Source organism: Citrobacter sp. wls710 (assembly GCF_005281115.1).
GTDB lineage: Bacteria > Pseudomonadota > Gammaproteobacteria > Enterobacterales > Enterobacteriaceae > Citrobacter > Citrobacter werkmanii.
This window is the reverse complement of sequence record NZ_SZXD01000023.1, coordinates 21,220-47,328: the sequence shown is the minus strand read 5'-3', so window position 1 is coordinate 47,328 and position 26,109 is coordinate 21,220. Positions and strand designations below refer to the sequence as shown.

Below are 26,109 nucleotides of genomic sequence, written 5' to 3'. Positions count from 1 at the left end.
ATTATCTGGAGTAATAGAGTGACGATGGATATAAAAAAAGTTGAAAAAATATCACTATGTAAAATATGCAATTCCGAGGCATCGTTGTATGGCGTTATTGATTTCAACGAGTTACATGGCAGGCATGGACTGAAATCTAAATTATCGGGCCAACCTATCTACTATCATCGATGTGAACACTGTGGATTAATTTACACCAATGCTTTTGATCACTGGAATGAAGATGACTTCTCTACATACATCTACAATGACGAATATATCCATATTGTTCCAGACTTCCCTGAATTAAGACCTCAACAGAATGCAAGATTTTTGATTGAAAATTTTTCTGATATTAAATCATATCATATGCTAGATTTCGGTTGTGGAAATAATAAACTAGTCGATTTACTTAAAGAAAAAGGCGTAGATGCAACTGGCTGGGATCCTTTCTATCAAAATGATTCAATGCCGCAGGAGAGATTTGAGTTTATTGTCTCTTTTGAAGTAATGGAACACACTCCTGACCCGATTAAAACGGTATCATTAATTGATAATTTATTAAATAGTAATAATGGTAAATTTTTCTTCTCAACATTAAATAATGACTCACGACTGCATCTCAAAATGGATGATTGGTATATACTCCCCAGAGGCGGGCATGTTAGTTACTACTCAACAAAATCGTTGAACATTCTATTCCGCAAATTCAACATGGAGGTCCATCATATATGTGACGGCCTTCACCTGGCATTTAAATAAGACAAACAACAATCAAAGTGAACATCTATGTCATCAAATCAGGTCAATGCGAAAAAATTTCTAAGCTCATTAAAACATCTTAGCACTGAGCTAGTAACATTAAGAAATAACGATACGATTGATAAAATTAAAAATTTATTTATTGCATATGCCGATTCATTAGAAGAAAGCAATGAACTAAATGACCTCATTAGCAAACTTATAGAACTATCAGAAAGAAACATCGATGATAATGATATTGATCATTTTATTTGCCTAATATCCAAATACTGGATAATGATATTAATGAAGAATATTCATATTGTATTCTTTGGTAACTTGAGTAATGCCTATAAGTTGTCCAACACTCTCCACAATTTTTCGGAGGTGCAGCATGTCCCTGCCGATCAAGATATCGATACAAGCAGTATTACCGCTCTAATACCACAGAGTGTTTTCACATTAGTTATCTATGACGATATAGGCAGCAAAATTCTATCGCAACGAAAAAACCTTAACGTTTTTGACTACATCTATTTAGATGATATATTTATAGATACAATTGGAAGAACTACAAAGGATAAAATAAATTATTTAATCAATAGACATAACTTGTTGCGTAAGAAGCATTACATTTTATTGCCAATATATAGTATTATCACCTAAATTCACCATTCATTAATTCTTCATACAATACTCAATAAAGACGGATATTCTCTCCGTCTTTATTTAACAAAAGAACATCTGATTTACCCCACCTATTTCAAGACTTTTTCACTCCTGTTATTTCATTAAGTGTCGGATCGCTATTATGAATGGCCAAAGCATTAATTCCACATGGAAAGACTTTATACCCCATACCGATAAGGAAATTATTTATTTTTTCCTTATCCGATTTTATTGTCTCCACCAATATAATTGGATGATGCTTACATATTTGCTCTATACCACCTTGTAATACATCCATCTCCATACCTTCCACATCAATTTTAATGAAATCGAGCCGAAGTAAATCTAAAGAATCAAGAGATATTACAGAAACTTCATCACAATCATCATCACTGTAAGAAACATATTGTCCAATAAATTCCGTACCTATTTTTTGCTTTAGCTCCAAACTACCAAAGCTTGCGCTACGGTTATAATCTGGGCGAGGAATAAGCATCTTACCTGTTTCAGCACCTAAAGCGGACAGTTTTGCCTGAGCATTAGTGCAATTATTAATGGCAATATTTCCAGCTAGTGCATAGAAAATCCTCTCCTGAGCTTCAAAACTCAACACTGATCCCCACCCTTGCATATAACGAGAGCACTCTAATGTATGGACACCAATATTAGCACCACCATCAATAACAAACACGCCATTACCATAATATTTTCGACGACATGATAACAGTTGTAAAATTAAGGAAATCTCGTCGACATCGAAGCACGCACTATTGAGAATATGATAGCCCACGCCATAATATTCATTACTATCTTCATTTTTGTTATAATCATTTCTATTTACGATCATTGTGCCATGATGTGAGGCACTGAGGACAAACGACAGTTGGCGTGGGGCAAAAAACATAAAGAATCCTATCTGTTAATAGTCGAATAGTTTTACTATACAATATATAACTCTTACAAAGTAATTATAAATATTTAATCACCCTGTATGAACCTTTCCGGAATAACGCTGCAGAACAAATTTTTTAGAAGATATAAAAGACATAATTTCTGGGAATAACTTTTCGGCAGTGTAACTTTTTATGCAGGAGTAGCGAAATTTATCACCTTGCACATCACCTAATGGACACCAATTATTCAGTCGACGCATTTGAATATTTGTACCAAGTACATCTCGACAGAATTTTGAATCTATAGCCAGTTGCATACAGTGACCATATTTACATTTCAGATTCACGCATAAAGCATTCCATCCCAACCTTCCATGCCGATAGGGAATACGCTTATACCCGGGCACAATCGAGTAAAGTGAAACAATAGCTATATCAGATGCGCCAGCTAATGCAACAGGCCCAGAATCGGTGGCGACCAGTAGCTGACTTTTTCTCATTAAATGTATGGTTTCAAGAATTGAGAATTGGTCTACCGCATTAATGACTGCCGGATGATTGAACTCATGCACCTGTGTTTCAGCATATTTATTATTGGTACTTCCTATTGCGACAACTTTCCAACCTAAATGGATAAATTTCTCTGCCAGAATATTCCAGTTCTCACCAGACCAAGTACGATTTGGATCACCTATGTTGGCATGCAATAATACAATATTTTCATCATTAAAATTATTTATGGTACAGAATTCATCAACCCGAGTAAGATCATGCCTACTCAGGTCAATATCCATACTCATTTCTTTTGGATTAATTTTCGCGCCAACACTACGTAAACAGGCATCGATCTGATGGCAATCTGCCAAAATATGTAAAATCTCGCAAAAATGTGCACTACGTTGTGTTTCCTCATAGAAGTAATCAATTAAAGCATGATCTGAAAGATCTTCAATGGCAATAACCTTATCTATCCACGGATTACATCGTGCTAATTCTGTGTAAGCTCGGTGCGTCACGAATGTTATTTTCTTCTTTGTAACAGCATAGAGGGCCTTAACTGCTGATAATGCAAACATGCAGTCGCCCAATGAGGATTTCATTTTGATAAGAATCATTTCATCGAGCTGTTGTTCATCATTTCCATTCAACAGATTTTTTGTTTCACTGCTATAGAGAATGTCACCCTGATAACCAACAGAAAAAATTAGTTTTCCAAATTGTTTAGTGCTATGAAAAGACAAATCCTCGTACAAAAAAAAATAAGAAATTCGATTTGTAGGAAATGCCAGCAAGTATAAATCAGGATGCCCTGAAATCTTTTCAGGAACGACACCAAGCGCATGAAGAAAAAACATAGAGCACTGTTCTTCATAGCTTATATTCAGATATTCACGACCAGACAAGTATTCTCGGTAGTCATCAGAGGCGTTAACACAATTAATAACCAATCGAGAATACTGATTCAATACATCCTGCGTTGATATGTACTCATCAAAATGAAAACCAAAATCTCTTTTACTCGATTTAAACTGTGCTGATTTTCGGTAAGTCGCGTCAGCATAAGTTAACATTAATATATTATCTGCAACATATTTTTTTAGGCGTAGAAAAATATCCCCGGTGATACCAAGTATCTTCATGTACAGTAACTGTACTTTTCTATCTGTTTTCTTAATGCATTCATAATCAATAGGTAACGTATTCTTAAGTAACTTATCGGTAAAGCTTTTATTATTATTCTCAGCCAATAAACATGGGCGAACCATATGATACTCAGTATCAAACAGATAGTGCCAAAAATAAAACATAAATGCCGTATCAAAACGGAATAAATATTTCAAGTCAAGATTCTCAATCATCAACTGAAACTCATTGAGCAAACGAGTTATTGAGGATTTTAGAGTTTCCTTCTTTAAATTTAAAAATTCCTGACGACAAAGAAGATCTTCTACAACACCATCCCATACGTGTAGCTTTATATTAGTAATCGTTTTAATTTTATTGATATTACGTATAAGGTTAAAAGACAAAATAGATATAAATGAAGCTGTTACTGGAAAATGCATTTCAATATGCGAAAAATTTTTTTCAACTATAGTATTGCACAACTTCATGATTATATGATCATAGTAATCATGATGGTGCTTATATGGTATAATTAGTGCACGAGTCACTGATAGTACATCTCCGTTTAATCGACTAGCAAACGGAGAAATAAATATCGATTGACTATTTTCTTTTTCAAAAGAATCTATGTGGTTTAATAACTGTTGTTCAAGAGTGAAAAATGTTTCTGATATATATATTTTTAACATCTTCATAATTCATCCTTACTGCAAAAATAATCCCATCAAAACATTATTAATGAGTTGAATCAGCTTGAATAATTTCTATTATCGAAGTCGTCGATATCGATGGTGTTCTTGGGAAATAGATCACTTCGCACAGGTACGACAAACTATCAAAGCGTCCAGCCCAGTCATCCCCCATCACCAGCGTATCGGCGTTAAACTGGCGAATATAGTCGGCTTTTTTCTCCAGCGACTCTTCAAGAAACACGCAGTCCACACATTTCAGCCCGACAACAATCCCCATGCGATCGCTTTGGCTATAAACCGGCATCCGGCCTTTTTTCTGCATATTTAGCGCATCCGAAGAGACGCCGACAATCAGTCGCTCACCCAACTGCCTGGCGCGTTCAAGAATACGCAAATGTCCAATATGAAAAACATCAAATGTGCCGAAAGTAATGATCGTTTTCATACCAGTCCCAGCGTCTTCTGTCTTAGCCAGCATTGCGCGGCGATTTCATCTACGGCTTTTTGCTCTTTTACCTGCGCCTCATTGCTCAGCGCGTAACGCTTATCTGCCAACGTCATAGCAACAATTTTCTCTTCGCAGGCCGCGGCAACCAGATTTTTTTGAATACGCTGCTCTTTGATTTTAGCCAGCGTTTTTTCCTGTTCTTGCCAGGCAATCACCGTGCGCAGCGTACCTTTGTAACCCGTGACGTTTTTAAGTGATTCAACGGAAGGGGTGTCAACACCGGTGCCGGTTTTTTGAATAAGGTAGCCCAGCGCTTTGATGTTATTGTCAAAACCGGTGCAGACCTGCTGCTGTTTAGCCAGCTGGACCGTCATGTCTTTTACTGATTTATCCCGCAGGCGCTGCAACTGCGCCAGGGTATCAATAATTTGCCGCATGATTATTTACCTTCCGTTTTCTTTGCCTGGGGGAAAAGGGCCTGTAAGCGACTTTGCACCAGCTCAAGTGAGGCGGGTTCACTCACCTCCTGACGCAGAAAACGCTCGATAGCGGGGAACACTTTGACGGCTTTATCAACGCTGGAGTCGGCTCCGGCAACATAGCCTCCCAACGGGATCAGCGGCTTAATTTCCATATAGGTGGCGTAGTTTTGTTTCAGCAGACGGGCCGACTGTTGGTGTTCGTTGGGCGTAACCTGCGTCATGCATCGACTGATCGACTGCCCAATATCGATGGCTGGATAATGCCCGGCTTCCGCCAGCTTACGGGTCAGAACGATATGCCCATCCAGCACCGCGCGCGCGCAGTCAACGATCGGATCCTGCTGATCGTCCCCCTCCGCCAACACCGTGTAAATGGCAGTCATTGACCCTTCGCTTTCGCTGTTGCCCGCGCTTTCCACAAGTTTTGGGATCATGCCGAACGCCGATGGCGGATAGCCTTTCGTCGCCGGAGGTTCCCCTAATGACAACGCAATCTCACGCTGCGCCATGGCATAACGGGTTAACGAATCCACCAGCAGTAAAACGTGATGCCCGCGATCGCGAAACCAGGCGGCGATAGAGTGGCACAGCTCGGTGGCTTTCAAACGCATCAACGGCGACTCATCCGCCGGAGCCGCGACGACGATAGATTTTGCCAACCCTTCCGCACCCAGTGAATGATCGATAAACTCTTTCACCTCGCGGCCACGCTCACCAATTAACCCCACCACCACAATGTCGGCCTTGGTCTGGCGGGTGATCATCCCCAACAGCACGCTTTTTCCCACGCCGCTGCCGGCCATTAATCCCACGCGCTGGCCTTTACCGATAGTGAGCAGACCGTTGATTGCTTTTACGCCAACATCCAGCGGTTGGTTTACCGACCGACGCGTAAGGGGGTTGATAGACGGCGCCTGAGGTGGCAGCACGTCATTGCCGGTCAGACGACCTTTGGCATCCAGCGGTTCGCCCAGGCCATTGACCACCCGCCCCAGCCAGCTTTCGCTAATCAGAATCTCCTGGGCTTTTTCTTCGGGGAATACGCGCGCCCCCGCCATCAGTCCGACGGGGTGTTTGAAGGGCATCAGGTAGGTGATATCACGATTAAATCCCACCGCCTGCGCGTCAATCAGCGTATGGTTGGCGCTTTCAACGCGGCACAATTGGCCCGTTACCAACGGGCAGCCCACGCTCTCCAGCAAAATGCCGTTCACGCGCACCAGTCGCCCGGCAACCCGGGCTAAAGGAATCGACTCAATGGAACGCAGCGCGTTGTCGAAGCTGGAAAGGTCACTCACCCGTCGGCTCCGGCAGCAGCGACTCTTTGAGCGCCGACATACATTGCTCGAGTCGGTGCTCGCAGCCAATATCCAGCTCGGATTTATCGGTAATTACACGGCACTCCCCCGCCTGCAGATCGGGAGATGGCGTCAGTCCCCATGCGGTGACCTTCTCAGGCGCGACATCTTTGATACGGTTAAATTCTTCGTTACTCAGCAGCACCTGTAGCGACTCAGGCATCACTGGAAAGGCCGAAATAGCCTCTTCGACCAGCGATAATAGCTGCGTCGGTTGCAGCGCCAGCTCGCAACGGATCACCTGGCGGGTAACCTTTTCAACCAGCTGCAACAGGTCTTCCCGCTGCTTACGCTGGATGTGCGCCAGATAGTCATTCACTTTGCCGGAGATAGCTTCCAGCGGCTGGGCGGCTCGTTCAAACTGCTTGCGCCCTTCTTGCTGTCCGGCCAGGCTGCCTTCAGTGTATCCCTGACGACGACCTTCATCGTGCCCCTTCTGATGACCCTCCTGAAAACCCTGCTCCTGGCCTTCGGTCATCCCCTGCTCAAAACCTTTTTGCAGCCCTTCCTGGAAGCCATCCATCAGTTGGCGCTGATAATCCGCTGGGGTAATACCCGGCGTGAGCTGTTCAGCCTGGAGATGGCGCTGGCGAGGAGGAAAACGATGCAGCCGGTAACGACCACGAATGGTTTCAATCGCCATGTGTTACTCCGCCGTCTGTTCAGCAAACAGCTGTAGCTGAATTTCACCCGCTTCCTCAAGCTCGCGGGCAATTCCCATGATTTCACGGCGTATTTGTTCAATACGGCTCACCGGAACCGGTCCAAGACGTGAGGTTATCGCCTCCAGCTGTTGTACCTGACGTTTAGGCATCACGGCATAAATCGAACGGCGTAACAGCGCTTCGGTACCTTTCAGCGCCACCGCCCAATCTTCCATCGGCACTTCATCCAGCAGTCGACGACGCACTTCGTCGGTTTGGCGGCTCAGAATAAAGAAGTCGTACATTTCATCCTGCAACTGTTCCAGCACATCTTCATCGCGTTCGCGCAGCTGATCGAGGATCACCTGTTGGTTACCCTGGAAGCGGTTCACGATATCTGCGGCCTGCTTGATCCCTTTCACTTTCGAACCATGTTCGGAGAGCACCGACAGCCCACGTTCGATCAACCGATCCAGCTCATCCACCACGTCGCGATTTACATCGTTCAGTTTGGCAACCCGATAGAGGATCTCGTTTTGCACTGACTCATTCATGTAAGACAGTACCGTAGCCGAGATCTCTGGCGTCAGGAAGGCAAGGAATACGGCCTGTAGCTGCAAATGCTCTTCTGAGATCAGTATCGCCAACTGGCGCGGTTCCACCCACTGTAAACGCGCCATCCGCGAACGGATTTCGTCGCCATAAATACCGTTGATCACGCTGCTGGCGATTTCTGTGCCCAGCGCTTTATTGAGGATCCCTTGCAGCATAGAACGTGATGCGCCATTGATACCGCTCTGCTCGCGGAATTCATCAAAAAAGTTGTTGATCACTTTTTTGGCCATGCTGGTTTTTACCCCAGACAGACGCGCCATGTTTTCACTCAGGCGAACCACCTCTTCGCGGCTAAGTTTTTGCATCACCGTGGCAGCCGCCTCCTCGCCCAGACACAGCAATAAAATTGCGGCCTGTTCCAGGTAGCTGTTGTTGCTGCCATTATTTATTGTCAATTCGCTCATTGCTGGTAATCCATTGTCTGAGAACTTCAGCTACGCGATCGGTGTCGCTCATCGCCAGTTTTTGCAGGAACTCCAGCTTCACTTCCAGACCGGAGCTCTGCGAAGGCAGGCTGTCGTCACCAGGGAAAGAAGGCAGTTCAATGTTTTTGCGTTCATCTTCAGCGGCCGCAAAATGAGGTTTGTCCGCAGGAATCGCGATCGGTGCGGCGTCCAGCGCCAGTTCTGGTGTCGACGTCCGGCGACGTTCGGCGGTCAACCGTTTCATGACCGGACGAACAACAAACAGCAGCAACAGCAGAGCCAGCAGGCCGCAACCAATCAGACGCACCCAGGCCAGAATGTTGTCATCCTTCCATAAGGGGACCACCGGCTCGACGGGGATCGACTGCGGCACAAAATTAAGCAGCGATAAGGACAGATTGTCGCCACGCTTAGCATCAATCCCGGCGGCGTTATTCAACAGCGCCGTCAATTGCGTGGTTTGTTCCGGTTTCCAGTTCTTCAACGCAGGCGCGCTCTGGTTAAGTACCACGGCCACATTTAAACGTTTAATGTCGAAACCAGGATGCTGAATATGTTCAACGCTACGGTCCCAGGAGTAGTCGCGTTTGTTCTCGCTATGCTTTGACAACGCAGCAGGCTGGCGAGGCTCCTCTGGCGCGGTTCCATTGGCACCATTCGTCACCTGATTTGCCGCCAATGGAGGACGGTTACTCAGCGAGCCGGGGATCCCCATGGCGATTTGGTTGGTATCGCTATCGAGTACCGTTTCTTCACGATTAACCTTTGGCGTATCGCCGTAATGCTCCTGGGTTTCGTCGATATTGCTCAGATCGAGATCCGGCATCACGCTCACCCGGTAGTTGCCAGTGCCAACCAGCGAGTCGAGAACATTTGCGAGGCTGGCGCGGGTCTTATCCTGGATATCTTTGAGGATTTGGTCGCGCTTACGCGTCGCCGCAGAAACCGCTTCACCCGCGCCAATACCATCGGACAGCAAATTCCCCGCCTGGTCGACAACGCTGACCTGCGAAGCTTTCAAATCAGGCACACTGCCGGATACCAGGTGCACGATGGCATTCACCTGATCGAGATCCAGCTTGCTGCCATAATGCAGACGCACCACCACCGAGGCGCTGTTTTGCGGCTCGTCGCTGACGACAAAAGAACTCTCTTCATTGAGCGCCAGATGCACGCGGGCGCTCTCAACCGCATCCAGCGTCATAATGCTTTGCGCCAGTTCGCCTTCCAAGCTCCGCTTATAGCGAATGTTCTGCACAAACTGGCTGGCACCCAGCACTTCATCTTTGTCCATCAGCTCATAGCCGCTGGGCAGCATGGCCTGAACGCCTTTCGCCGCCAGCGTCATTCGCGTTTTGGACAAAGCCTCTTCCGGAACCAGAATTTGTCCGCTTTGCGGATCGATGCGGTATTCCAGTTTTTCACCATCCAGCACGGTGACTATCTGCGAAACCGGGATATTCTCCTGGCTACCGTACAGCGAAACATAGCCGTGGTTGCCATTCCACAGCACGCTGACAATAATGGCGGTAGCCGCAATAGCCGCTGCCGCCAGTAACGCCAGGCGTTTTTTACCATCCAGCCTGAAAGAGAACGAGGGTAAAAACTGAGTTACTTTTTTTATTAGTTCATTCATAGCGTTAGACTGACATGCTCATCAGGTCATTGAATCCGGAAGCGACTTTATTACGTACCTGCACCAGCGCGGAAAACGATAACGATGCCTGCTGACTGGCGATCATAGCCCCCGCCAGGTCGTCGCTTTTCCCCATCTCAATGGCCGTTTGTTTTTGCTCCGCAACCTGCTGGAACCGATCAACATGATTCAGCGCCCCCTGCATAACGCGGTCGAACGAAACCGGAGATGATGCCAATTGGGGGTTTACCTGCATCGGCGAAAGGACGGGCGCTTGCGCGACCGCTTTCATCTGCTGCATGTCCTGCATCATTTGCGTCTGCATGGTACTGGCTGGGGCTATCGTATTTATGCTCATGACCTACTCTTAAAATTAGAAAAGCGTTCTCGGTACCACAGACTGATTCAGGAAAAGATTTCTATTCCCTGTTTTCGCATTGATGCCAGACGATAACGAAGCGCACGTGGGGTTATTCCTAATAAATCAGCGATTTTGGTTTTATTACCCTGATATTTGCGCATCAGGTCAGCGATATATTGATACTGTGCGCTGCGACCATGCTGGCCCAGATTGTCGCTGGTGGTGATCTGCGCGCTGGGTTTAGGTTGCCATTGCGGCTCGCTCCAGGAATCAGACTCAATGGATGGCAGACCTAAGGTATCGGGATAAATGACGCCATCACGATTAAGGATCATTCCTCGTTGAATGGCGTTCTCCAGTTGGCGCACATTACCCGGCCACGCATAGCTCAGTAACGCCCGGCGTGACGATTCAGAAAGCTTGATATTTTTTACCAGCACCGTGGAGTATTTTTTAATAAAGGATTCCGCCAGAGGGATAATATCTTCCATACGCTCGCGCAAAGGCGGCATGGTCAACGGAATCACTGACATGCGATAATAGAGATCTTCTCTGAAGCGTCCTGCCGCAACCTCTTCTTCAAGATTTTTATTGGTGCAGGCAATTAAACGAAAATTTAATTTGATGAGACGGTTACTTCCTAAACGCTCAACCTGTTGTTCCTGTAATACACGTAGTATTTTGGCCTGTAGTGCCAAAGGCATATCGCCGATCTCATCCAGCAGTAATGTACCGTTATTGGCTAATTCCATCTTTCCAGGTACGGTGGCCACCGCTCCAGTAAACGCCCCTTTATCATAACCAAAGAGCGTTGCTTCAAGCATGTTTTCAGGAATAGCGGCGCAGTTCACACCGATATAAGGCGCCGACGCCTCCTGCGCAAATGCAATCGAGTGAATAAATTTGGCGATACATTCTTTACCAGTACCGGTTTCGCCATGGATAAGTACTGGAACATTAAACGCAGCAATACGCCTGGCCATTGAAAAAACGTTAATGCTGGAGGCTGCTTCGGCAATAAGTTCAAACATGATTATTTACACTTAGAAGTAAAGTTAACATCCGTTACGAGAAATATACAAATCATTCCAAAGCACAATCATCGAATAATAGATATCGCCCGTGCCATGTCTTAATCTCATCCTTGCTCATGTTTTACCGCCCGTTCACGGGGCAGCCCTATCGGAGACTATTTCCAAATAGGGATTTTCCTAAAAAAATACTATCACCAGTAACATTAACAATCTTAAATTAAAAGATAATAAAAATATTATTCCTTTAAAAACATCATCCTATAAGAAAAATCGCATAAAAAACAGACATAATGATAAGCCTAAGCAGCGACAGGCAGTAAGTGGGCAACATCACGGATGCGTAATTAATTATTTTTTAATTATAGTTCATCACCATTAATAACTTGCAGAGGAGAGGGGTAAAATATCTAATATCCAGCCCTACTCCATAGACGTGAGTAGGTACTGCATTTCGTATCTAATGGACTTCAACACTATGAGAATAGCGTCAAGGATGAACAGTAAATTAAATGGATTTGTATTTTCTTTGATAACCGCGGAATTTGATATCAACTTATCCGCCCCAGAAATTACAGCTGAGAAAGCGTACCATGCTGAAATATAGTCAAACGCCCGGAATCTTTAAACTTGAAGGAAACCGGCTTGGACGTCCATATCATCGTCTGCCGACTATGTTTACGGGAAGTTTTGATACAATTGAATCACATCTTGGAAACTATTTCCTGAAAAAACATCGCACAAATATAACACTAAAAAAAATACACTGTGAGATGGATGTTATCAATAAAAGTGCGGAATTATTAGTTTCTCAGGTTGGGCATCTGGCCTTTGATATCGACCGCGCATTATTGTTAATGTTATTAGGTAACTTTTATGGTCTGACATCATCTCTCGCCGACGAGAAGTCGCAAGATGATTTACCAACCAAAACGGAAATCCGCTTGCGAAGCAGACTGGCACTGGATATTTGCAATATCATTTTTAATAAAAATATATCCGGTATTCCACTGACGCTCAAACCCGACAGCAGCACCATACAAACCCACTGGGCTTATCAGCTTACATTTGTATTAGGTGATGATGAGAATTGTAGTTTCCGCATCTTACTGGACGATTCGCATACCGATTACATTCTGAATTTGATCCGCCGTAGCGAACACGGAGAGAAAAAAAAGCAGATTGATAAAGCCAGCGCTGAAACGCGTAAAAAAACGCTGATCAAAGAAATCATTCATACGCTGCCGCTAACCATGAACGTGAAGATTGCAGAAATTCCTCTGAATGTTGCCGACCTGACGACGATTAAACCCGGCGATATTTTACCGATTGCGATGCCTGATACTTTCCCTGTTTATATCGGGAAATCCGAATTATTTAATGCCCTGATCGTAGAGGATAAAGACAAACTGTTTTTGTCCGAATTAACGAGCAAGACGGAGAAATCCTATGAGTAAGCCAGAAGATATTTTAGAGCAAGGCTTCGAGTTAGCCCCCCAAGCGACTACGCCACCCACACCGTCTGTCACAGAAAAGCTGGTGGCGCGTTTAGAAGACCGTTTTTCCGAGTCGATGTCATTACTCAAACGTATTCCGGTCACGCTAACGCTGGAAGTTTCATCCGTAGAGGTGATGCTGGCCGATCTGCTGAACATCGATGATGACACCGTCATCGAGATGGATAAACTCGCCGGTGAACCGCTGGATATCAAGGTCAATAATATCCTGCTAGGTAAGGCTGAAGTGGTTGTGGTCAACGAAAAATATGGCCTGCGCGTCCTTGAATTCAACACGCATGAAATCAACGACCTGGCACCATGAAACGCGCGCCAACACTCACACTCTTACTGGGTATCTCGTTACTCATCCTTTCTCCCTTTGCCTGCGCGCAAGGGGGAGATATCCCGTTGCTGAATGTGATTTCACACGGAAATAGCCAGGAATACAGCGTAAAAATCCAGGTCCTGATCCTGATGACCCTGGTGGGCATTCTGCCTACCCTGGTGCTGATGATGACCTGTTTTACCCGTTTTATTATTGTTCTTTCCCTGCTTCGTCAGGCGTTGGGGCTGCAACAAACGCCGCCGAACCGCATATTGATTGGCATTGCGCTGTCGTTAACCATGCTGGTGATGCGCCCAATTTGGCTCAACATTTACGATCATGCCGTGGTTCCGTTTGAAAACGATCAAATCACGCTCCCCGACGCCCTGAGTACAGCTGCTTCGCCATTGAAACGTTTTATGCTGGCGCAGACCAATAAAAAAGCGATTGCGCAGATAATGACGATCGCCAATGCGAAAGGGAACGCCGTCGATCAGGATCTTTCCATTATCGTTCCCGCCTATGTGCTAAGCGAACTCAAAACCGCCTTCCAGATAGGTTTTATGATTTACATTCCGTTCCTCGTGATCGACCTGATCGTCGCCAGCGTACTGATGGCGATGGGGATGATGATGCTGTCACCGCTGATCGTTTCGCTGCCCTTTAAGCTGATGCTGTTTGTACTTATTGACGGCTGGGCGCTGACCGTTGGGACGCTGACCTCCAGCATTCGCGGTCTGGGACTGGGCTAACGGAGATCGGACATGCTTACCATTGATGTAGCCGCAGACATCGTCGCCAGCGGTATAAAAGTCGTGATCATTTTAGTCTGCGTGTTAGTCGTTCCCAGCCTGCTGGTCGGTATGTTAGTCAGCATTTTTCAGGCTGTGACGCAGATTAACGAACAAACGCTTAGTTTTTTACCCAGGCTGATCGTCACCCTCGCGGTATTAGGTATTTGCGGAAAAGGGATGATCGTCCAGTTGAGCGATCTCTGCGTGCATCTGTTCACTCAGGCCGCCATTCTGGTGCACTGACATGCGCGAAACAGATATTACACAGTTAAGTAATCTGATTCTGGGTATGTGGTTTCCCTTCGTGCGCATTATGGCGTTTATTCACTACGCGCCGGTACTGGATAATGCCGCGCTCACCATACGTATACGCATTATTTTGTCACTGGCGTTGGCCTTTATCATTACGCCCCTTATCCCCCACCCGGTGCCCACCAGCCTGCTGTCGATGAACAGCATTATTTTGACCGCAGAGCAGTTTCTGTGGGGGATGCTTTTTGGCCTGATGCTGCAGTTTTTATTTTTAGCGCTGCAACTGGCGGGTCAGATCCTCTCTTTTAATATGGGGATGAGCATGGCGGTAATGAACGACCCCAGCAGCGGCGCGTCAACGACGGTGCTGGCGGAAATGATCAACATCTACGCGGTGATACTGTTTTTTGCCATGGACGGACATCTGTTGCTGGTGAGTATTTTATTCAAAGGCTTTACTTACTGGCCGATTGGCAATGCTCTGCATCCGCAATCTCTGCGCACGATTTCCCTGGCGCTGGGCTGGGTATTCGCCGCCGCTACGCTGCTGGCGCTGCCGACAACCTTCATCATGCTGATTGTTCAGGGCTGCTTTGGTCTGCTAAACCGTATTGCACCACCGCTCAACCTGTACTCATTAGGTTTTCCCATCAACATGCTGGCGGGCCTGATCTGCTTTGCGACTCTGCTTTACAACCTGCCCGACCACTATTTGCACCTGGCGAATTTCGTCTTACAGCAGCTTGACGCGTTGAAGGGGCACTATGGCGGATAACAGTAGCGAAGAAAAAACAGAAAAACCCTCGGCGCAAAAACTTCGCAAGGCCAGACAAGAGGGACAAATACCGCGTTCAAAAGATATGGGGCTTGCCGCCAGTCTGTTTGCCGCGTTTATGGTGATCTCCAGCAGCTTTCCCTGGTACGAAGATTTCGTGCGCGAAAGCTTTATCAGCGTGCATCAGTACGCGCAGCACATTAATGACCCGGATATCATCGGTCAGTTCCTTGAGCACCATCTGCTGATTCTGGGGAAATTCATCCTGACGCTGTTACCCATGCCGGTTGCCGCGCTGTTTGCCTCACTGATTCCGGGAGGCTGGCTATTCCTGCCGAAAAAAATATTGCCGGACTTTAGCAAATTAAGCCCGATCAAAGGGATTAGTCGCCTGTTTTCCACCGACCATCTGGTCGATACCGGCAAGATGACGCTCAAAGCGATAGTGCTGCTGGTGATGCTATGGCTCAGCGTACGCAATAACGTTGCCGCATTCCTCGGCTTACAAGAGCTTCATTTCAAACAGGCCATCAGCGATGGCCTGGCGCTGTACAGCAGCATCATGCGCAACTTTGTCATCCTGTTTGTTTTCTTTGCGTTGATCGATGTCCCTCTGGCAAAAAAAATGTTCACCAAAGGGCTGAAGATGACGAAACAGGAAGTGAAAGAAGAGTATAAAAATCAGGAAGGTAAACCCGAGGTTAAGGCCAGGATCCGTCGCCTGCAACGGCAAATGGCGATGGGGCAAATTCGCAAAGTTGTGCCGAAAGCCGATGTGGTGATCACCAACCCAACCCACTATGCCGTGGCGCTACAGTACGACCAGTCACGCGCCGCAGCACCTTTCGTGGTTGCCAAAGGCACTGATGAAATCGCGCTGTATATCCGCCAGGTGGCGGCAGAAAGCAATATTGAAGTTGTTGAGTTCCCGAAGCTGGCACGCTCCGTTTATTACACCACCCAGGTGAATCAACAGATCCCATTTCAACTGTATCGGGCGATTGCACACGTCCTGACCTATGTACTGCAAATGAAGCACTGGCGTGACGGTTCACAAGCACGTCCTTCGCTGAACAGACATATTTCCATTCCAAAAGAGGTTCTTAAACTGGATGCCGAAAACAACTAAACAATTCCTGGCGCTGCTGCGTAACGGTAACATCGGCATTCCGCTGGTTATACTGTGTATCCTGGCCATGGTGATCCTGCCGTTACCACCGGCCCTGCTGGATATTCTGTTCACCTTTAACATCGTGCTGGCGGTGATGGTGCTGTTAGTGGCCGTTTCAGCGAAACGCCCGCTCGAATTCAGCTTGTTCCCGACCATTCTGCTGATCACCACCCTGATGCGATTGACGCTGAACGTGGCGTCAACACGCGTGGTATTACTGCACGGTCACATGGGTGCAGGCGCTGCCGGTAAGGTGATTGAGTCCTTCGGCCAGGTGGTGATCGGCGGTAACTTTGTCGTTGGTTTCGTGGTGTTCATCATTCTGATGATCATTAACTTTATCGTGGTGACCAAAGGCGCGGAGCGTATCTCCGAAGTTTCTGCCCGCTTTACGCTTGACGCCATGCCCGGTAAGCAGATGGCGATCGACGCCGATCTCAACGCAGGACTGATTAATCAGGCGCAGGCGCAAGCACGACGTAAAGACGTAGCGGGCGAAGCGGATTTCTATGGCGCGATGGATGGTGCGTCAAAGTTCGTACGCGGCGATGCCATCGCCGGGATGATGATCCTGGCTATCAACCTGATCGGCGGCGTCTGTATCGGGATCTTTAAATACGATTTAAGCGCCGAAGCCGCATTCCAGCAATACGTACTGATGACCATCGGTGACGGCCTGGTCGCCCAGATCCCTTCTCTGCTGTTGTCGACCGCGGCAGCGATCATCGTCACCCGTGTAAGCGACAGCGGCGATATTGCCACAGACGTGCGTAGCCAACTGCTGGCCAGCCCCTCCGTGCTGTATACCGCCACCAGCATTATGTTTGTGCTGGCAGTGGTGCCGGGGATGCCGCATTTCCCCTTCCTGATTTTCAGCGCCCTGTTGGGATTCACCGCCTGGCGCATGAGCAAGCGCCCCAAGGTTGCGGAGACCGAAGAGAAAAATCTCGAAACGCTGACCAAAACCATCGCAGAAACCACCGAGCAGCAGGTCAGTTGGGAAACCATCCCTTTAATTGAACCTATCAGCCTGAGCCTGGGATACAAGCTGGTGTCGTTGGTCGATAAATCCAAAGGGAATCCGCTCACTCAACGTATTCGCGGTGTGCGGCAGGTGATCTCAGACAGCAACGGCGTGTTGTTACCGGAAATTCGCATTCGTGAAAACTTCCGCCTCAAACCGACCCAGTACGCCATTTTTATCAATGGGATCAAGGCCGATGAGGCCGATATTCCCGCAGATAAGCTGATGGCGCTGCCCTCCAGTGAAACCTATGGCGAGATCGACGGTGTTTTAGGTCACGATCCGGCCTACGGAATGCCGGTCACCTGGATTATCCCAGCGCAAAAAGCGAAAGCGTTAAATATGGGGTATCAGGTTATTGATAGCGCCAGCGTCATTGCGACGCATGTGAATAAGATCATTCGTAACTATATTCCAGAGCTGTTTAATTACGATGACATTACGCAGTTGCATAACCGTCTCTCTTCTATGGCGCCACGTCTGGCGGAAGATTTGAGCGCAGCGCTGAATTACAGCCAGCTCTTGAAAGTGTACCGGGCGCTGCTTATCGAAGGTGTGTCATTGCGCGATATCGTCACCATAGCCACCGTACTGGTCGCTAGTAGCGCCGTGACCAAAGATCATATTCTGTTAACGGCGGATGTGCGTCTGGCGCTACGTCGCAGCATTACCCACCCGTTTGTACGCAAAGATGAGCTGGCGGTATATACGCTGAATAGTGAACTGGAGAATCTGCTGGCGAATGTGGTGAATCAGGCTCAGCAAAGTGGAAAAGTGGTGCTGGACAGTGTGCCGGTCGATCCCAATATGCTGAATCAGTTCCAGACCAATATGCCGCAGATTAAAGAACAGATGAAAGCCGCGGGTAAAGAGCCGGTGCTGCTGGTCGCGCCGCAGTTACGTCCTCTGCTCGCGCGCTATGCGCGCCTGTTTGCCCCGGGCCTACAGGTGTTGTCTTATAACGAAGTTCCGGATGAGCTGGAATTAAAGATCATGGGGGCGTTGAGTTAACGCCTGGCGAGGCGGTGTGATTACACCGCCTTTTTGATTACAGAATCGTATTTTCCGTAAGAATACGACGGGCACCAAGATAATGATCCCGCCAGAAGTCATCGGATAAATTGCTCACCCGAATGGTTTCTCCCGTCCTCGGCGATTCAATAAATTGCCCCTGCCCCAAATAGACGCCCATATGATCGGCAATATCCCGGCTGTGAATATGAAAGAAGACTAAATCACCACGGCGAAGATCGCGGTTAGAGACGATGGTTGCCCGTCGGTAGTGATACATTTCATTCGCCGTCCGGGGCAATTTTGCCGCCAGGATTTTGTTGTAGGCATAAAAAATCAGCCCGCTACAGTCAAACCCTTCATCAGGATCGGTACCTCCCCACAAGTAGGGTTTACCTAGCTGTTGCTCAAGTCGGTGGATGGCCACTTCAGTGATATTGTGCAGATGATCGCTACTGAGAAAATGATCATTCTCAGCCAGTTCCTGCCAGCGATGGTCGCTGGCTTTTAGTGGGCCAGGGAACCACTCCGGGTGCTGTTTAATCAGCGCCCGGTTCTGCTGGCGCAGCGCGCGTTTACTTTCTGCGTTGCCTTCCACCACGTAGCTTGCCTGTTTTTTTTCCTGTGCGTGATACTGCTTCAGCAGCCGGGCGCGGTTACGCATCCGCAATTGCGCCGCATAGCTTAAATGGGCGTCAGATAAGTGGGGCTGAACTTTGGCGACAGACGGTAAAGACAGCACAACACACAAAGACAGCAGGCCCGGTAAGAAGCAACGGGGCGCAGAGACAAAAAACATGAAAAAAAGAATACCTGGTCAAACACGTTCGCCGCAGTTTACCGCTATTGCTCATCGTTCCTGTTTAATATTCGATTATTAAATAATTAATTTTTTAAATTCAATATATTAGACATTCTTCACTAATAAGAAGAAATGCAGTGTGCTAACCAACAAAACAAGCCAGTGTCTGACTGCCTTTAAGCGCAATTTTCCGTATAAAGAAAAACTAAAGTGTAAACGCCGCACGAGAGACTTGCGAAAAACTCTCTTGGTGCTAATGTGAGCGCTCCAGATCCAGATTTATCCGATTTGGGGACTCTTTTTGCCGTCCTGGCGTGTGTAATCGTTTTATCAAGGAATAAGCAGTATGCGTAAAATCGCATTTTTTCTTGCGATGCTTTTATTGCCGTGCGTTTCATTTGCTGGTTTGCTGAGCAGCAGCAGCCCGACCACGCCTGTCAGCAAAGAATATAAGCAGCAGTTAATGGGCTCCCCTGTCTATATCCAGATCTTCAAAGAAGAGCGAACGCTGGATCTGTACGTCAAGATGGGCGAACAGTATCAATTGCTCGACAGTTATAAGATCTGTAATTATTCCGGCGGGTTAGGGCCGAAACAGCGTCAGGGCGATTTCAAAAGCCCGGAAGGGTTTTACAGCGTACAACGCGGACAGCTCAAACCGGATAGCCGCTTCTATAAGGCGATTAACATCGGTTTCCCTAACGCCTACGACCGTGCACACGGTTATGAAGGTAAATACCTGATGATCCACGGCGCCTGCGTTTCCGTCGGCTGCTATGCGATGACCGACAACGGTATTGATGAGATTTTCCAGTTTGTCACCGGCGCTCTGGTGTTTGGACAATCCAGCGTACAGGTGAGCATTTACCCGTTCCGCATGACCGATGCCAACATGCAGCGTCATAAGTTTTCGTATTACAAAGATTTCTGGGCCCAGTTAAAGCCAGGATACGATTACTTTGAACAAACGCGTAAGCCACCGACCGTTTCCGTCGTCGATGGCCGTTACGTTATCAGCAAGCCGTTGAGTCACGAAGTCGTTCAACCGCAGCTGGCATCAAACTACGCGCTCCCCGAGACAAAATAATGCCCATTCGCCTGGCATAATCTTTTGCCAGGTTTCATTGCCGGTTAACGGCTGAGTGGCAATCACGGTGACCACATCATTGGGTGTGGTCTCTGAGCTAAAATCAATTTCCACATCCTGATCCAGCAGCGTCGCTACGCCAAATGGCGCTCGACGGGTGATCCAAAACAGGTTGGTCGAGCAGAAAGCCATCACATAACGACCGTCAGACAACAGCATGTTGAAGACGCCCTTCTCCCGCAGTTCTCCTGCCAGCGCCGCGATATATTTAAACACCGCTGTCATATTACCTGGCGTGCGTGGATAACGCTCTGTCAGCTTGTTCAGCAGCCAGCAAAAGGCTTTTTCGCTGTCGGTTTCACCGACCGGACGGAAATTACCAGTCTCCAACGATTTATAACCGCTGAGCTGCCCGTTATGGGCATACGTCCAGTTGCGTCCCCATAGTTCACGGGTAAATGGATGGGTATTTTCCAGCGCCACTTCTCCACGATTCGCCTGACGAATATGGGCAATTACGGAACAGGATTTGATGGGATAGTCTTGTACCAGTTTAGCGATAGGCGAATTAAAGCTGGGTTGCGGATCTTTAAACGTACGGCAACCCTTACCCTCATAAAACGTAATACCCCAGCCGTCTTTGTGCGGCCCGGTCCCTCCGCCGCGCTGAACCAGCCCGGTGAAGCTAAAGCAGATATCGGTTGGCACATTGGCGCTCATCCCGAGCAGTTCGCACATACATCACCTACCTTAAAACCGTGAACTGCCTGATGGCGCTGCGCTTATCAGGCCTACGTGGAGCTCATGTAGGCCGGATAAGGCTTCAGCCGCCATCCGGCAATCGCCTTCTTATGATTTAACCATTTCTTTTTCGATCAGTTGAATCAGGATATGGATCACTTTGATATGAATTTCCTGAATACGATCAGCGTAGCCAAAGTGCGGCACGCGAATTTCGATATCTGCGCTGCCCGCCATCTTGCCGCCATCTTTACCGGTCAGGGTGATGACTTTCATCCCCTTCTCACGCGCTGCGGCAATCGCTTTAATCACGTTACCAGAGTTACCCGACGTCGAGATGCCTAACAGGACATCGCCCGCGCGTCCCACGGCTTCAACGTAGCGGGAGAACACATAATCGTAACCGAAATCGTTGCTGACGCAGGAGATGTGGCTAACGTCAGAGATAGCAATAGCCGGATAACCAGGGCGGTTTTCACGATAGCGCCCGGTCAGCTCTTCGGCGAAGTGCATCGCGTCGCAATGGGAACCGCCGTTACCGCAAGAAAGTACCTTACCACCGGCTTTAAAGCTGTCTGCCAACAGGACCGCCGCGCGCTGAATGGCGTGAATATTGGCGTCATCTTTAAGAAAATTAGCCAGCGTTTCCGCCGCTTCGCTCAGTTCGTTACGAATAAGATCCTGGTACATGAGGATATCCTTCAGCATGAATGTAAATGACAAGATGCAGTGTACCGGATAGCGCTACCAGCGAGAAGTACAAGCCACAGGAATGGCCGCGGCTTTTGATTTTTTGTGCCGGTTAAAACACCAACAATGTGAGCTTTGTTGTAATTATTTTGTAAACACATTGCTAAAAGAATTTACATCCACTACAACCATATCATCACAAGTGGTCAGACCTCCTACAAGCAAGGGAGCTTTTCGTTATGATGATTTTGAGTATTATCGCTACGGTTGTTCTGCTCGGCGTATTGTTCTATCACCGCGTGAGCTTATTCCTCAGCAGCTTAATTTTGCTCGCCTGGACGGCTGCGCTTGGCGTGGCAGGTCTGTGGTCAGTCTGGCTGCTGGTTCCTCTGGCCATTATTCTCGTACCGTTTAACTTTACGCCGATGCGCAAATCCATGATCTCTGCGCCGGTGTTCCGCGGTTTCCGTAAAGTCATGCCGCCAATGTCGCGTACAGAGAAAGAAGCGATTGATGCCGGTACTACCTGGTGGGAAGGCGACCTGTTCCAGGGGAAACCTGACTGGAAAAAGCTGCATAACTATCCTCAGCCGCATCTGACAGCTGAAGAACAAGCGTTTATTGATGGTCCGGTTGAAGAAGCATGCCGCATGGCGAATGACTTCCAGATCACCCACGAACTCGCGGATCTGCCGCCGGAACTGTGGGCGTATCTGAAAGAACACCGCTTCTTCGCGATGATCATTAAAAAAGAGTACGGCGGGCTGGAATTCTCCGCGTATGCTCAGGCTCGCGTATTGCAGAAACTCTCCGGCGTCTCCGGGATCCTTGCAATCACAGTCGGCGTACCTAACTCATTAGGCCCAGGCGAACTGCTGCAGCACTACGGCACCGAAGAGCAGAAGAATCATTACCTGCCGCGTCTGGCACGTGGTCAGGAGATCCCATGTTTCGCCCTGACCAGCCCGGAAGCAGGTTCCGACGCAGGCGCGATCCCTGATACCGGCGTGGTCTGTATGGGTGACTGGCAGGGTCAGCAGGTGCTGGGGATGCGCCTGACCTGGAACAAACGTTATATCACGCTGGCGCCTATCGCTACCGTACTGGGTCTGGCATTTAAACTCTCCGACCCGGAAAAACTGCTGGGTGGGGAAGAGGAACTCGGCATTACCTGTGCGCTGATCCCAACCTCAACCCCGGGCGTAGAGATTGGCCGTCGCCACTTCCCGCTTAACGTGCCGTTCCAGAACGGTCCGACGCTGGGTAAAGATGTCTTCGTGCCGATTGATTACATTATCGGTGGCCCAAAAATGGCCGGTCAGGGCTGGCGTATGCTGGTGGAATGTTTGTCTGTAGGGCGCGGTATTACCCTGCCGTCTAACTCCACGGGCGGCGTGAAATCGGTCGCAATGGCAACCGGCGCGTATGCGCATATTCGTCGCCAGTTCAAAATCTCTATCGGCAAGATGGAAGGTATTGAAGAGCCGTTGGCGCGTATTGCCGGTAACGCCTACGTGATGGATGCTGCGGCGTCGCTGATTACCTACGGCATTATGTTGGGTGAAAAACCGGCGGTACTGTCGGCTATCGTGAAGTATCACTGTACTCACCGTGGACAGCAATCAATCATCGATGCCATGGATATTACTGGCGGTAAAGGCATCATGCTTGGCGAAAGCAACTTCCTCGCCCGTGCTTATCAGGGGGCGCCTATCGCCATTACCGTTGAAGGCGCTAACATTCTGACCCGTAGTATGATGATCTTCGGTCAGGGTGCGATTCGCTGCCATCCGTATGTGCTGGAAGAGATGGCTGCGGCGCAGAATAACGATGTGAATGCGTTCGACAAGTTGCTGTTCAAACACATCGGTCACGTTGGCAGCAATAAGGTACGCAGTTTCTGGCTGGGCCTGACGCGTGGCTTAACCAGTAGCACGCCGACCGCCGATGCGACCAAACGTTACTATCAGCACCTGAACCGTCTGAGCGCCAACCTGGCACTGCTTTCGGATGTGTCCATGGCTGTTCTGGGCGGTAGCCTAAAGCGTCGTGAACGTATCTCGGCGCGACTGGGGGATGTGTTAAGCCAGCTGTACCTGGCCTCTGCGGTGCTGAAGCGTTATGACGATGAAGGCCGTAATGAAGCCGACCTGCCGTTGGTTCACTGGGGCGTCCAGGATGCGTTGTACAAAGCCGAACAGGCGATGGACGATCTGCTGAAAAACTTCCCGAACCGTTTGGTTGCCGGTTTGCTGAGTGTGGTTATCTTCCCGACCGGTCGCCACTATCATGCACCGTCCGACAAGCTGGATCATAAGGTCGCGAAGATTTTGCAGGTTCCGAGCGCCACCCGTTCTCGCCTTGGTCGCGGTCAATACCTGACGCCAAGCGAGCATAACCCGGTCGGTTTGCTGGAAGAGGCTCTGCTGGACGTGATTGCAGCCGACCCTATCCACCAGCGGATCTGCAAAGAGTTGGGTAAAAACCTGCCGTTTACCCGCCTGGACGAACTGGCGCATAACGCGCTGGCCAAAGGGTTGATTGATAAAGACGAAGCCGCGATTCTGGTGAAAGCCGAAGCGAGCCGTCTGCGCAGTATCAACGTGGATGACTTTGAACCCGAGGAGCTGGCGACTCAGCCGGTAAAGCTGCCAGAGAAAGTGCGTAAAGTCGAAGCGGCATAACCTTCCGCACGGCATTAAGCACCGCTAAATGGGTAATGCCAGTCAGTTAAGCATATAGGGTGAACATTCCGCCTATGAACAGGATTACGTTCACCTTATGCTCATTACTTCTCTGAAACCGCATTACACATGAACGTGCAAGGGAGGCTCCCGCCGCCTCCCTTGCATCCCAGGCTCCCGGCGGGAAAATCGTCGCTTCGCGATTCATTCGTCTTATGCCGTCTGCCTGTCGGGTCGGGGCCGAGCCTGCGTCCATGCAGGCCGTCCCCTCTGCCCGCATCCCTGCGGGCAACCCCGGTCAGCCGTCAACGCCTCATCGATTTTCAGCCGGACCGGAGTCATCGCTTCAATGCTCTGACTTCCAGTTAAATCTGTTTTGCTGTTCAGACCAAAAACGCAGATGGTGAGGTGTGGGCTGGTCCGGCTGAAAATTGCCGACGTGTTTCCGTAAGGCCGGGAGAGCCAGCATGGATGCTGGCTCAGGGCGCGCTTTGCAGGGACGCTTCACCGCGCCCGGCCCGGTAGCCTGAAGGAATAAGCGGAGGGTATTGCGCAGCAACAATTTTCCCGCCGGGAGCCGGGATGGTAAAGGGCGTGGCGGAGAACGCCCTTTACACGTTCACAGGAATCGATGTTTCAGAGAAACAATGAACATAAGGTGAACGGAACCCTTTCTCTGAGACAGCATATTCATAACTTCTACCAATACTGGTGATGCTTTCTGAAACAGAGGCGTTAACTGAACAGCATTACGCTATATGCGGGGAGATTTCTTATTGCCACATTTTCGTTAAAGCTCATGCTACAGTGTCAAAATGTTGTTCAACGAGGAGCCTCGATCGTGCCTGGTTTGAAAATTACTCTGCTGCAACAACCGTTGATTTGGATGGATGGCCCGGCCAACCTGCGTCATTTCGACCGACAGCTGGAAACCGTCACCGGACGTGATGTGATTGTGTTGCCCGAGATGTTTACCAGCGGATTTGCGATGGAAGCAGCAAACAAATCGCTGCCGCAGGAAGAAGTCGTAAGCTGGATGCGCGCCAAAGCCCAACAGACGAACGCCCTGATCGCGGGCAGTGCCGCGATTCAGTCCGAACGCGGTGCGGTTAACCGTTTTTTACTGGTCGAGCCCGAAGGTAATGTGCATTTCTATGACAAACGTCATCTGTTCCGCATGGCGGATGAACATCAGCATTACCAGGCGGGAGAAGCGCGCGTTATTTTTACATGGCGCGGCTGGCGCATTCTGCCGTTAGTCTGTTATGACCTGCGTTTTCCGGTGTGGTCGCGCAACCGTAACGATTACGACCTCGCCTTGTATGTGGCTAACTGGCCCGCGCCGCGTTCACTGCACTGGCAGGTTCTGCTCACTGCACGGGCGATTGAGAATCAGGCGTATGTAGCAGGATGTAACCGTGTAGGAACTGACGGTAACGGTCATCATTATCGCGGTGACAGCCGGGTGATAAATCCACAGGGTGAGATTATTGCCACCGCCGAGCCGCATCAAGCCACACGTATGGACGCTGAACTGTCGCTCTCGGCACTGCGTGAGTATCGCGAAAAGTTTCCCGCCTGGCAGGACGCCGACCCGTTCGCGCTGTAGATATCGCCTCTCCTCCCGCTGCGTAACATTTTTCCGTAGCGGGAT

25 protein-coding genes are annotated in these 26,109 nt (G+C 48.6%); 12 read left to right on the top strand and 13 right to left on the bottom strand.

The window, feature by feature from the left end:
- Positions 1-24: 24 nt before the first annotated feature.
- On the top strand, positions 25-741 hold the full coding sequence (locus tag FDX14_RS06825) for a class I SAM-dependent methyltransferase (RefSeq protein WP_252182519.1): 717 nt from the start codon (positions 25-27) through the stop codon (positions 739-741).
- Positions 742-768: 27 nt separating this feature from the next.
- Positions 769-1,386, top strand: coding sequence for a hypothetical protein (locus FDX14_RS06820; protein ID WP_137349252.1), 618 nt, complete (start codon positions 769-771; stop codon positions 1,384-1,386).
- 97 nt (positions 1,387-1,483) lie between these two features.
- On the opposite strand, the gene FDX14_RS06815 is transcribed toward FDX14_RS06820, so the two are convergent.
- The 10 genes from FDX14_RS06815 to FDX14_RS06770 form a co-directional block, all read right to left on the bottom strand.
- Positions 1,484-2,293, bottom strand: a complete 810-nt coding sequence (locus tag FDX14_RS06815) for an FkbM family methyltransferase (protein ID WP_137349251.1) — start codon at positions 2,291-2,293, stop codon at positions 1,484-1,486.
- A 78-nt stretch (positions 2,294-2,371) separates the two neighbouring features.
- Positions 2,372-4,603: a glycosyltransferase family 9 protein gene (locus FDX14_RS06810; RefSeq protein ID WP_137349250.1), complete on the bottom strand. Its 2,232-nt coding sequence runs from the start codon at positions 4,601-4,603 to the stop codon at positions 2,372-2,374.
- Positions 4,604-4,643: 40 nt separating this feature from the next.
- Positions 4,644-5,045 carry an FAD synthase family protein gene (locus FDX14_RS06805; protein WP_042310437.1) on the bottom strand — a complete coding sequence of 134 codons (402 nt, stop codon included), beginning with the start codon at positions 5,043-5,045 and terminating at the stop codon, positions 4,644-4,646.
- A complete protein-coding gene (gene fliJ, locus FDX14_RS06800) occupies positions 5,042-5,485 on the bottom strand; it encodes a flagellar export protein FliJ (protein WP_042310438.1) in 444 nt (147 codons plus the stop codon). Before fliJ ends, FDX14_RS06805 begins: the two co-directional genes overlap by 4 nt.
- A gap of 2 nt (positions 5,486-5,487) precedes the next feature.
- Entirely contained in the window at positions 5,488-6,828 is a 1,341-nt protein-coding gene (gene fliI / locus FDX14_RS06795; RefSeq protein ID WP_137349249.1) for a flagellar protein export ATPase FliI, read from the bottom strand.
- Positions 6,821-7,531, bottom strand: coding sequence for a flagellar assembly protein FliH (fliH, locus tag FDX14_RS06790; protein WP_137349248.1), 711 nt, complete (start codon positions 7,529-7,531; stop codon positions 6,821-6,823). Before fliH ends, fliI begins: the two co-directional genes overlap by 8 nt.
- A 3-nt stretch (positions 7,532-7,534) precedes the next feature.
- Complete coding sequence (locus FDX14_RS06785) at positions 7,535-8,551, bottom strand: flagellar motor switch protein FliG (RefSeq protein ID WP_006685955.1); 1,017 nt, start codon at positions 8,549-8,551, stop codon at positions 7,535-7,537.
- A complete protein-coding gene (gene fliF / locus FDX14_RS06780) occupies positions 8,529-10,208 on the bottom strand; it encodes a flagellar basal-body MS-ring/collar protein FliF (protein WP_079225416.1) in 1,680 nt (559 codons plus the stop codon). Before fliF ends, FDX14_RS06785 begins: the two co-directional genes overlap by 23 nt.
- Before the next feature lie 4 nt (positions 10,209-10,212).
- The gene (gene fliE / locus FDX14_RS06775) at positions 10,213-10,566 is read right to left on the bottom strand and encodes a flagellar hook-basal body complex protein FliE (RefSeq protein WP_042310447.1); all 354 of its coding nucleotides are present in this window, start codon (positions 10,564-10,566) and stop codon (positions 10,213-10,215) included.
- A 47-nt stretch (positions 10,567-10,613) separates the two neighbouring features.
- Complete coding sequence (locus tag FDX14_RS06770; protein WP_042310449.1) at positions 10,614-11,600, bottom strand: sigma-54 interaction domain-containing protein; 987 nt, start codon at positions 11,598-11,600, stop codon at positions 10,614-10,616.
- A gap of 593 nt (positions 11,601-12,193) precedes the next feature.
- On the opposite strand from FDX14_RS06770, the gene FDX14_RS06765 reads away from it, so the two are divergent.
- The 7 genes from FDX14_RS06765 to flhA are packed head-to-tail and all read left to right on the top strand — an operon-like array spanning position 12,194 to position 18,451.
- Positions 12,194-13,057 carry a FliM/FliN family flagellar motor switch protein gene (locus FDX14_RS06765; RefSeq protein ID WP_061383097.1) on the top strand — a complete coding sequence of 288 codons (864 nt, stop codon included), beginning with the start codon at positions 12,194-12,196 and terminating at the stop codon, positions 13,055-13,057.
- A complete protein-coding gene (locus FDX14_RS06760; RefSeq protein ID WP_137349247.1) occupies positions 13,050-13,421 on the top strand; it encodes a FliM/FliN family flagellar motor switch protein in 372 nt (123 codons plus the stop codon). The genes FDX14_RS06765 and FDX14_RS06760 overlap by 8 nt, the downstream gene beginning before the upstream one ends.
- Entirely contained in the window at positions 13,418-14,176 is a 759-nt protein-coding gene (fliP, locus tag FDX14_RS06755; protein ID WP_137349246.1) for a flagellar type III secretion system pore protein FliP, read from the top strand. The genes FDX14_RS06760 and fliP overlap by 4 nt, the downstream gene beginning before the upstream one ends.
- Before the next feature lie 12 nt (positions 14,177-14,188).
- Positions 14,189-14,461, top strand: coding sequence for a flagellar biosynthetic protein FliQ (locus tag FDX14_RS06750; RefSeq protein ID WP_137349245.1), 273 nt, complete (start codon positions 14,189-14,191; stop codon positions 14,459-14,461).
- A 1-nt stretch (position 14,462) separates the two neighbouring features.
- On the top strand, positions 14,463-15,245 hold the full coding sequence (gene fliR / locus FDX14_RS06745; protein ID WP_137349244.1) for a flagellar biosynthetic protein FliR: 783 nt from the start codon (positions 14,463-14,465) through the stop codon (positions 15,243-15,245).
- On the top strand, positions 15,235-16,374 hold the full coding sequence (gene flhB / locus FDX14_RS06740; protein ID WP_137349243.1) for a flagellar biosynthesis protein FlhB: 1,140 nt from the start codon (positions 15,235-15,237) through the stop codon (positions 16,372-16,374). Before fliR ends, flhB begins: the two co-directional genes overlap by 11 nt.
- Positions 16,358-18,451 carry a flagellar biosynthesis protein FlhA gene (flhA, locus tag FDX14_RS06735; RefSeq protein WP_079225421.1) on the top strand — a complete coding sequence of 698 codons (2,094 nt, stop codon included), beginning with the start codon at positions 16,358-16,360 and terminating at the stop codon, positions 18,449-18,451. The genes flhB and flhA overlap by 17 nt, the downstream gene beginning before the upstream one ends.
- Positions 18,452-18,488: 37 nt before the next feature.
- Here flhA and FDX14_RS06730 read toward each other — a convergent pair whose 3' ends face one another.
- A complete protein-coding gene (locus FDX14_RS06730; protein WP_042310462.1) occupies positions 18,489-19,250 on the bottom strand; it encodes a C40 family peptidase in 762 nt (253 codons plus the stop codon).
- 349 nt (positions 19,251-19,599) lie between these two features.
- On the opposite strand from FDX14_RS06730, the gene dpaA reads away from it, so the two are divergent.
- Positions 19,600-20,340, top strand: a complete 741-nt coding sequence (gene dpaA / locus FDX14_RS06725) for a peptidoglycan meso-diaminopimelic acid protein amidase (protein WP_042310464.1) — start codon at positions 19,600-19,602, stop codon at positions 20,338-20,340.
- Here dpaA and FDX14_RS06720 read toward each other — a convergent pair.
- Together FDX14_RS06720 and lpcA are read right to left on the bottom strand one after the other, a co-directional pair.
- Entirely contained in the window at positions 20,311-21,078 is a 768-nt protein-coding gene (locus FDX14_RS06720; RefSeq protein WP_042310466.1) for a class II glutamine amidotransferase, read from the bottom strand. The two genes, dpaA and FDX14_RS06720, sit on opposite strands and share 30 nt — an antisense overlap.
- 111 nt (positions 21,079-21,189) lie before the next feature.
- The gene (gene lpcA / locus FDX14_RS06715) at positions 21,190-21,771 is read right to left on the bottom strand and encodes a D-sedoheptulose 7-phosphate isomerase (RefSeq protein WP_061383100.1); all 582 of its coding nucleotides are present in this window, start codon (positions 21,769-21,771) and stop codon (positions 21,190-21,192) included.
- A 239-nt stretch (positions 21,772-22,010) separates the two neighbouring features.
- On the opposite strand from lpcA, the gene fadE reads away from it, so the two are divergent.
- Both fadE and FDX14_RS06695 read left to right on the top strand, forming a co-directional pair.
- On the top strand, positions 22,011-24,455 hold the full coding sequence (fadE, locus tag FDX14_RS06710; protein WP_137349242.1) for an acyl-CoA dehydrogenase FadE: 2,445 nt from the start codon (positions 22,011-22,013) through the stop codon (positions 24,453-24,455).
- Between the two features lie 841 nt (positions 24,456-25,296).
- The gene (locus FDX14_RS06695; protein WP_137349239.1) at positions 25,297-26,064 is read left to right on the top strand and encodes an amidohydrolase; all 768 of its coding nucleotides are present in this window, start codon (positions 25,297-25,299) and stop codon (positions 26,062-26,064) included.
- Positions 26,065-26,109 lie beyond the last annotated feature (45 nt).

Excerpts from the sequence above, each read along its gene's own strand:
- FDX14_RS06720 (WP_042310466.1), bottom strand. The coding sequence starts at position 21,078 with ATGTGCGAACTGCTCGGGATGAGCGCCAATGTGCCAACCGATATCTGC.
- FDX14_RS06810 (WP_137349250.1), bottom strand. The coding sequence starts at position 4,603 with ATGAAGATGTTAAAAATATATATATCAGAAACATTTTTCACTCTTGAA.
- FDX14_RS06730 (WP_042310462.1), bottom strand. The coding sequence starts at position 19,250 with ATGTTTTTTGTCTCTGCGCCCCGTTGCTTCTTACCGGGCCTGCTGTCT.
- fadE (WP_137349242.1), top strand. The coding sequence starts at position 22,011 with ATGATGATTTTGAGTATTATCGCTACGGTTGTTCTGCTCGGCGTATTG.
- flhB (WP_137349243.1), top strand. The coding sequence starts at position 15,235 with ATGGCGGATAACAGTAGCGAAGAAAAAACAGAAAAACCCTCGGCGCAA.
- FDX14_RS06815 (WP_137349251.1), bottom strand. The coding sequence starts at position 2,293 with ATGTTTTTTGCCCCACGCCAACTGTCGTTTGTCCTCAGTGCCTCACAT.
- FDX14_RS06805 (WP_042310437.1), bottom strand. The coding sequence starts at position 5,045 with ATGAAAACGATCATTACTTTCGGCACATTTGATGTTTTTCATATTGGA.
- FDX14_RS06825 (WP_252182519.1), top strand. The coding sequence starts at position 25 with ATGGATATAAAAAAAGTTGAAAAAATATCACTATGTAAAATATGCAAT.
- FDX14_RS06750 (WP_137349245.1), top strand. The coding sequence starts at position 14,189 with ATGCTTACCATTGATGTAGCCGCAGACATCGTCGCCAGCGGTATAAAA.
- FDX14_RS06820 (WP_137349252.1), top strand. The coding sequence starts at position 769 with ATGTCATCAAATCAGGTCAATGCGAAAAAATTTCTAAGCTCATTAAAA.
- lpcA (WP_061383100.1), bottom strand. The coding sequence starts at position 21,771 with ATGTACCAGGATCTTATTCGTAACGAACTGAGCGAAGCGGCGGAAACG.
- flhA (WP_079225421.1), top strand. The coding sequence starts at position 16,358 with ATGCCGAAAACAACTAAACAATTCCTGGCGCTGCTGCGTAACGGTAAC.
- fliH (WP_137349248.1), bottom strand. The coding sequence starts at position 7,531 with ATGGCGATTGAAACCATTCGTGGTCGTTACCGGCTGCATCGTTTTCCT.
- FDX14_RS06765 (WP_061383097.1), top strand. The coding sequence starts at position 12,194 with ATGCTGAAATATAGTCAAACGCCCGGAATCTTTAAACTTGAAGGAAAC.
- fliP (WP_137349246.1), top strand. The coding sequence starts at position 13,418 with ATGAAACGCGCGCCAACACTCACACTCTTACTGGGTATCTCGTTACTC.
- fliJ (WP_042310438.1), bottom strand. The coding sequence starts at position 5,485 with ATGCGGCAAATTATTGATACCCTGGCGCAGTTGCAGCGCCTGCGGGAT.
- fliE (WP_042310447.1), bottom strand. The coding sequence starts at position 10,566 with ATGAGCATAAATACGATAGCCCCAGCCAGTACCATGCAGACGCAAATG.
- FDX14_RS06760 (WP_137349247.1), top strand. The coding sequence starts at position 13,050 with ATGAGTAAGCCAGAAGATATTTTAGAGCAAGGCTTCGAGTTAGCCCCC.
- dpaA (WP_042310464.1), top strand. The coding sequence starts at position 19,600 with ATGCGTAAAATCGCATTTTTTCTTGCGATGCTTTTATTGCCGTGCGTT.
- FDX14_RS06770 (WP_042310449.1), bottom strand. The coding sequence starts at position 11,600 with ATGTTTGAACTTATTGCCGAAGCAGCCTCCAGCATTAACGTTTTTTCA.
- fliF (WP_079225416.1), bottom strand. The coding sequence starts at position 10,208 with ATGAATGAACTAATAAAAAAAGTAACTCAGTTTTTACCCTCGTTCTCT.
- FDX14_RS06785 (WP_006685955.1), bottom strand. The coding sequence starts at position 8,551 with ATGAGCGAATTGACAATAAATAATGGCAGCAACAACAGCTACCTGGAA.
- fliR (WP_137349244.1), top strand. The coding sequence starts at position 14,463 with ATGCGCGAAACAGATATTACACAGTTAAGTAATCTGATTCTGGGTATG.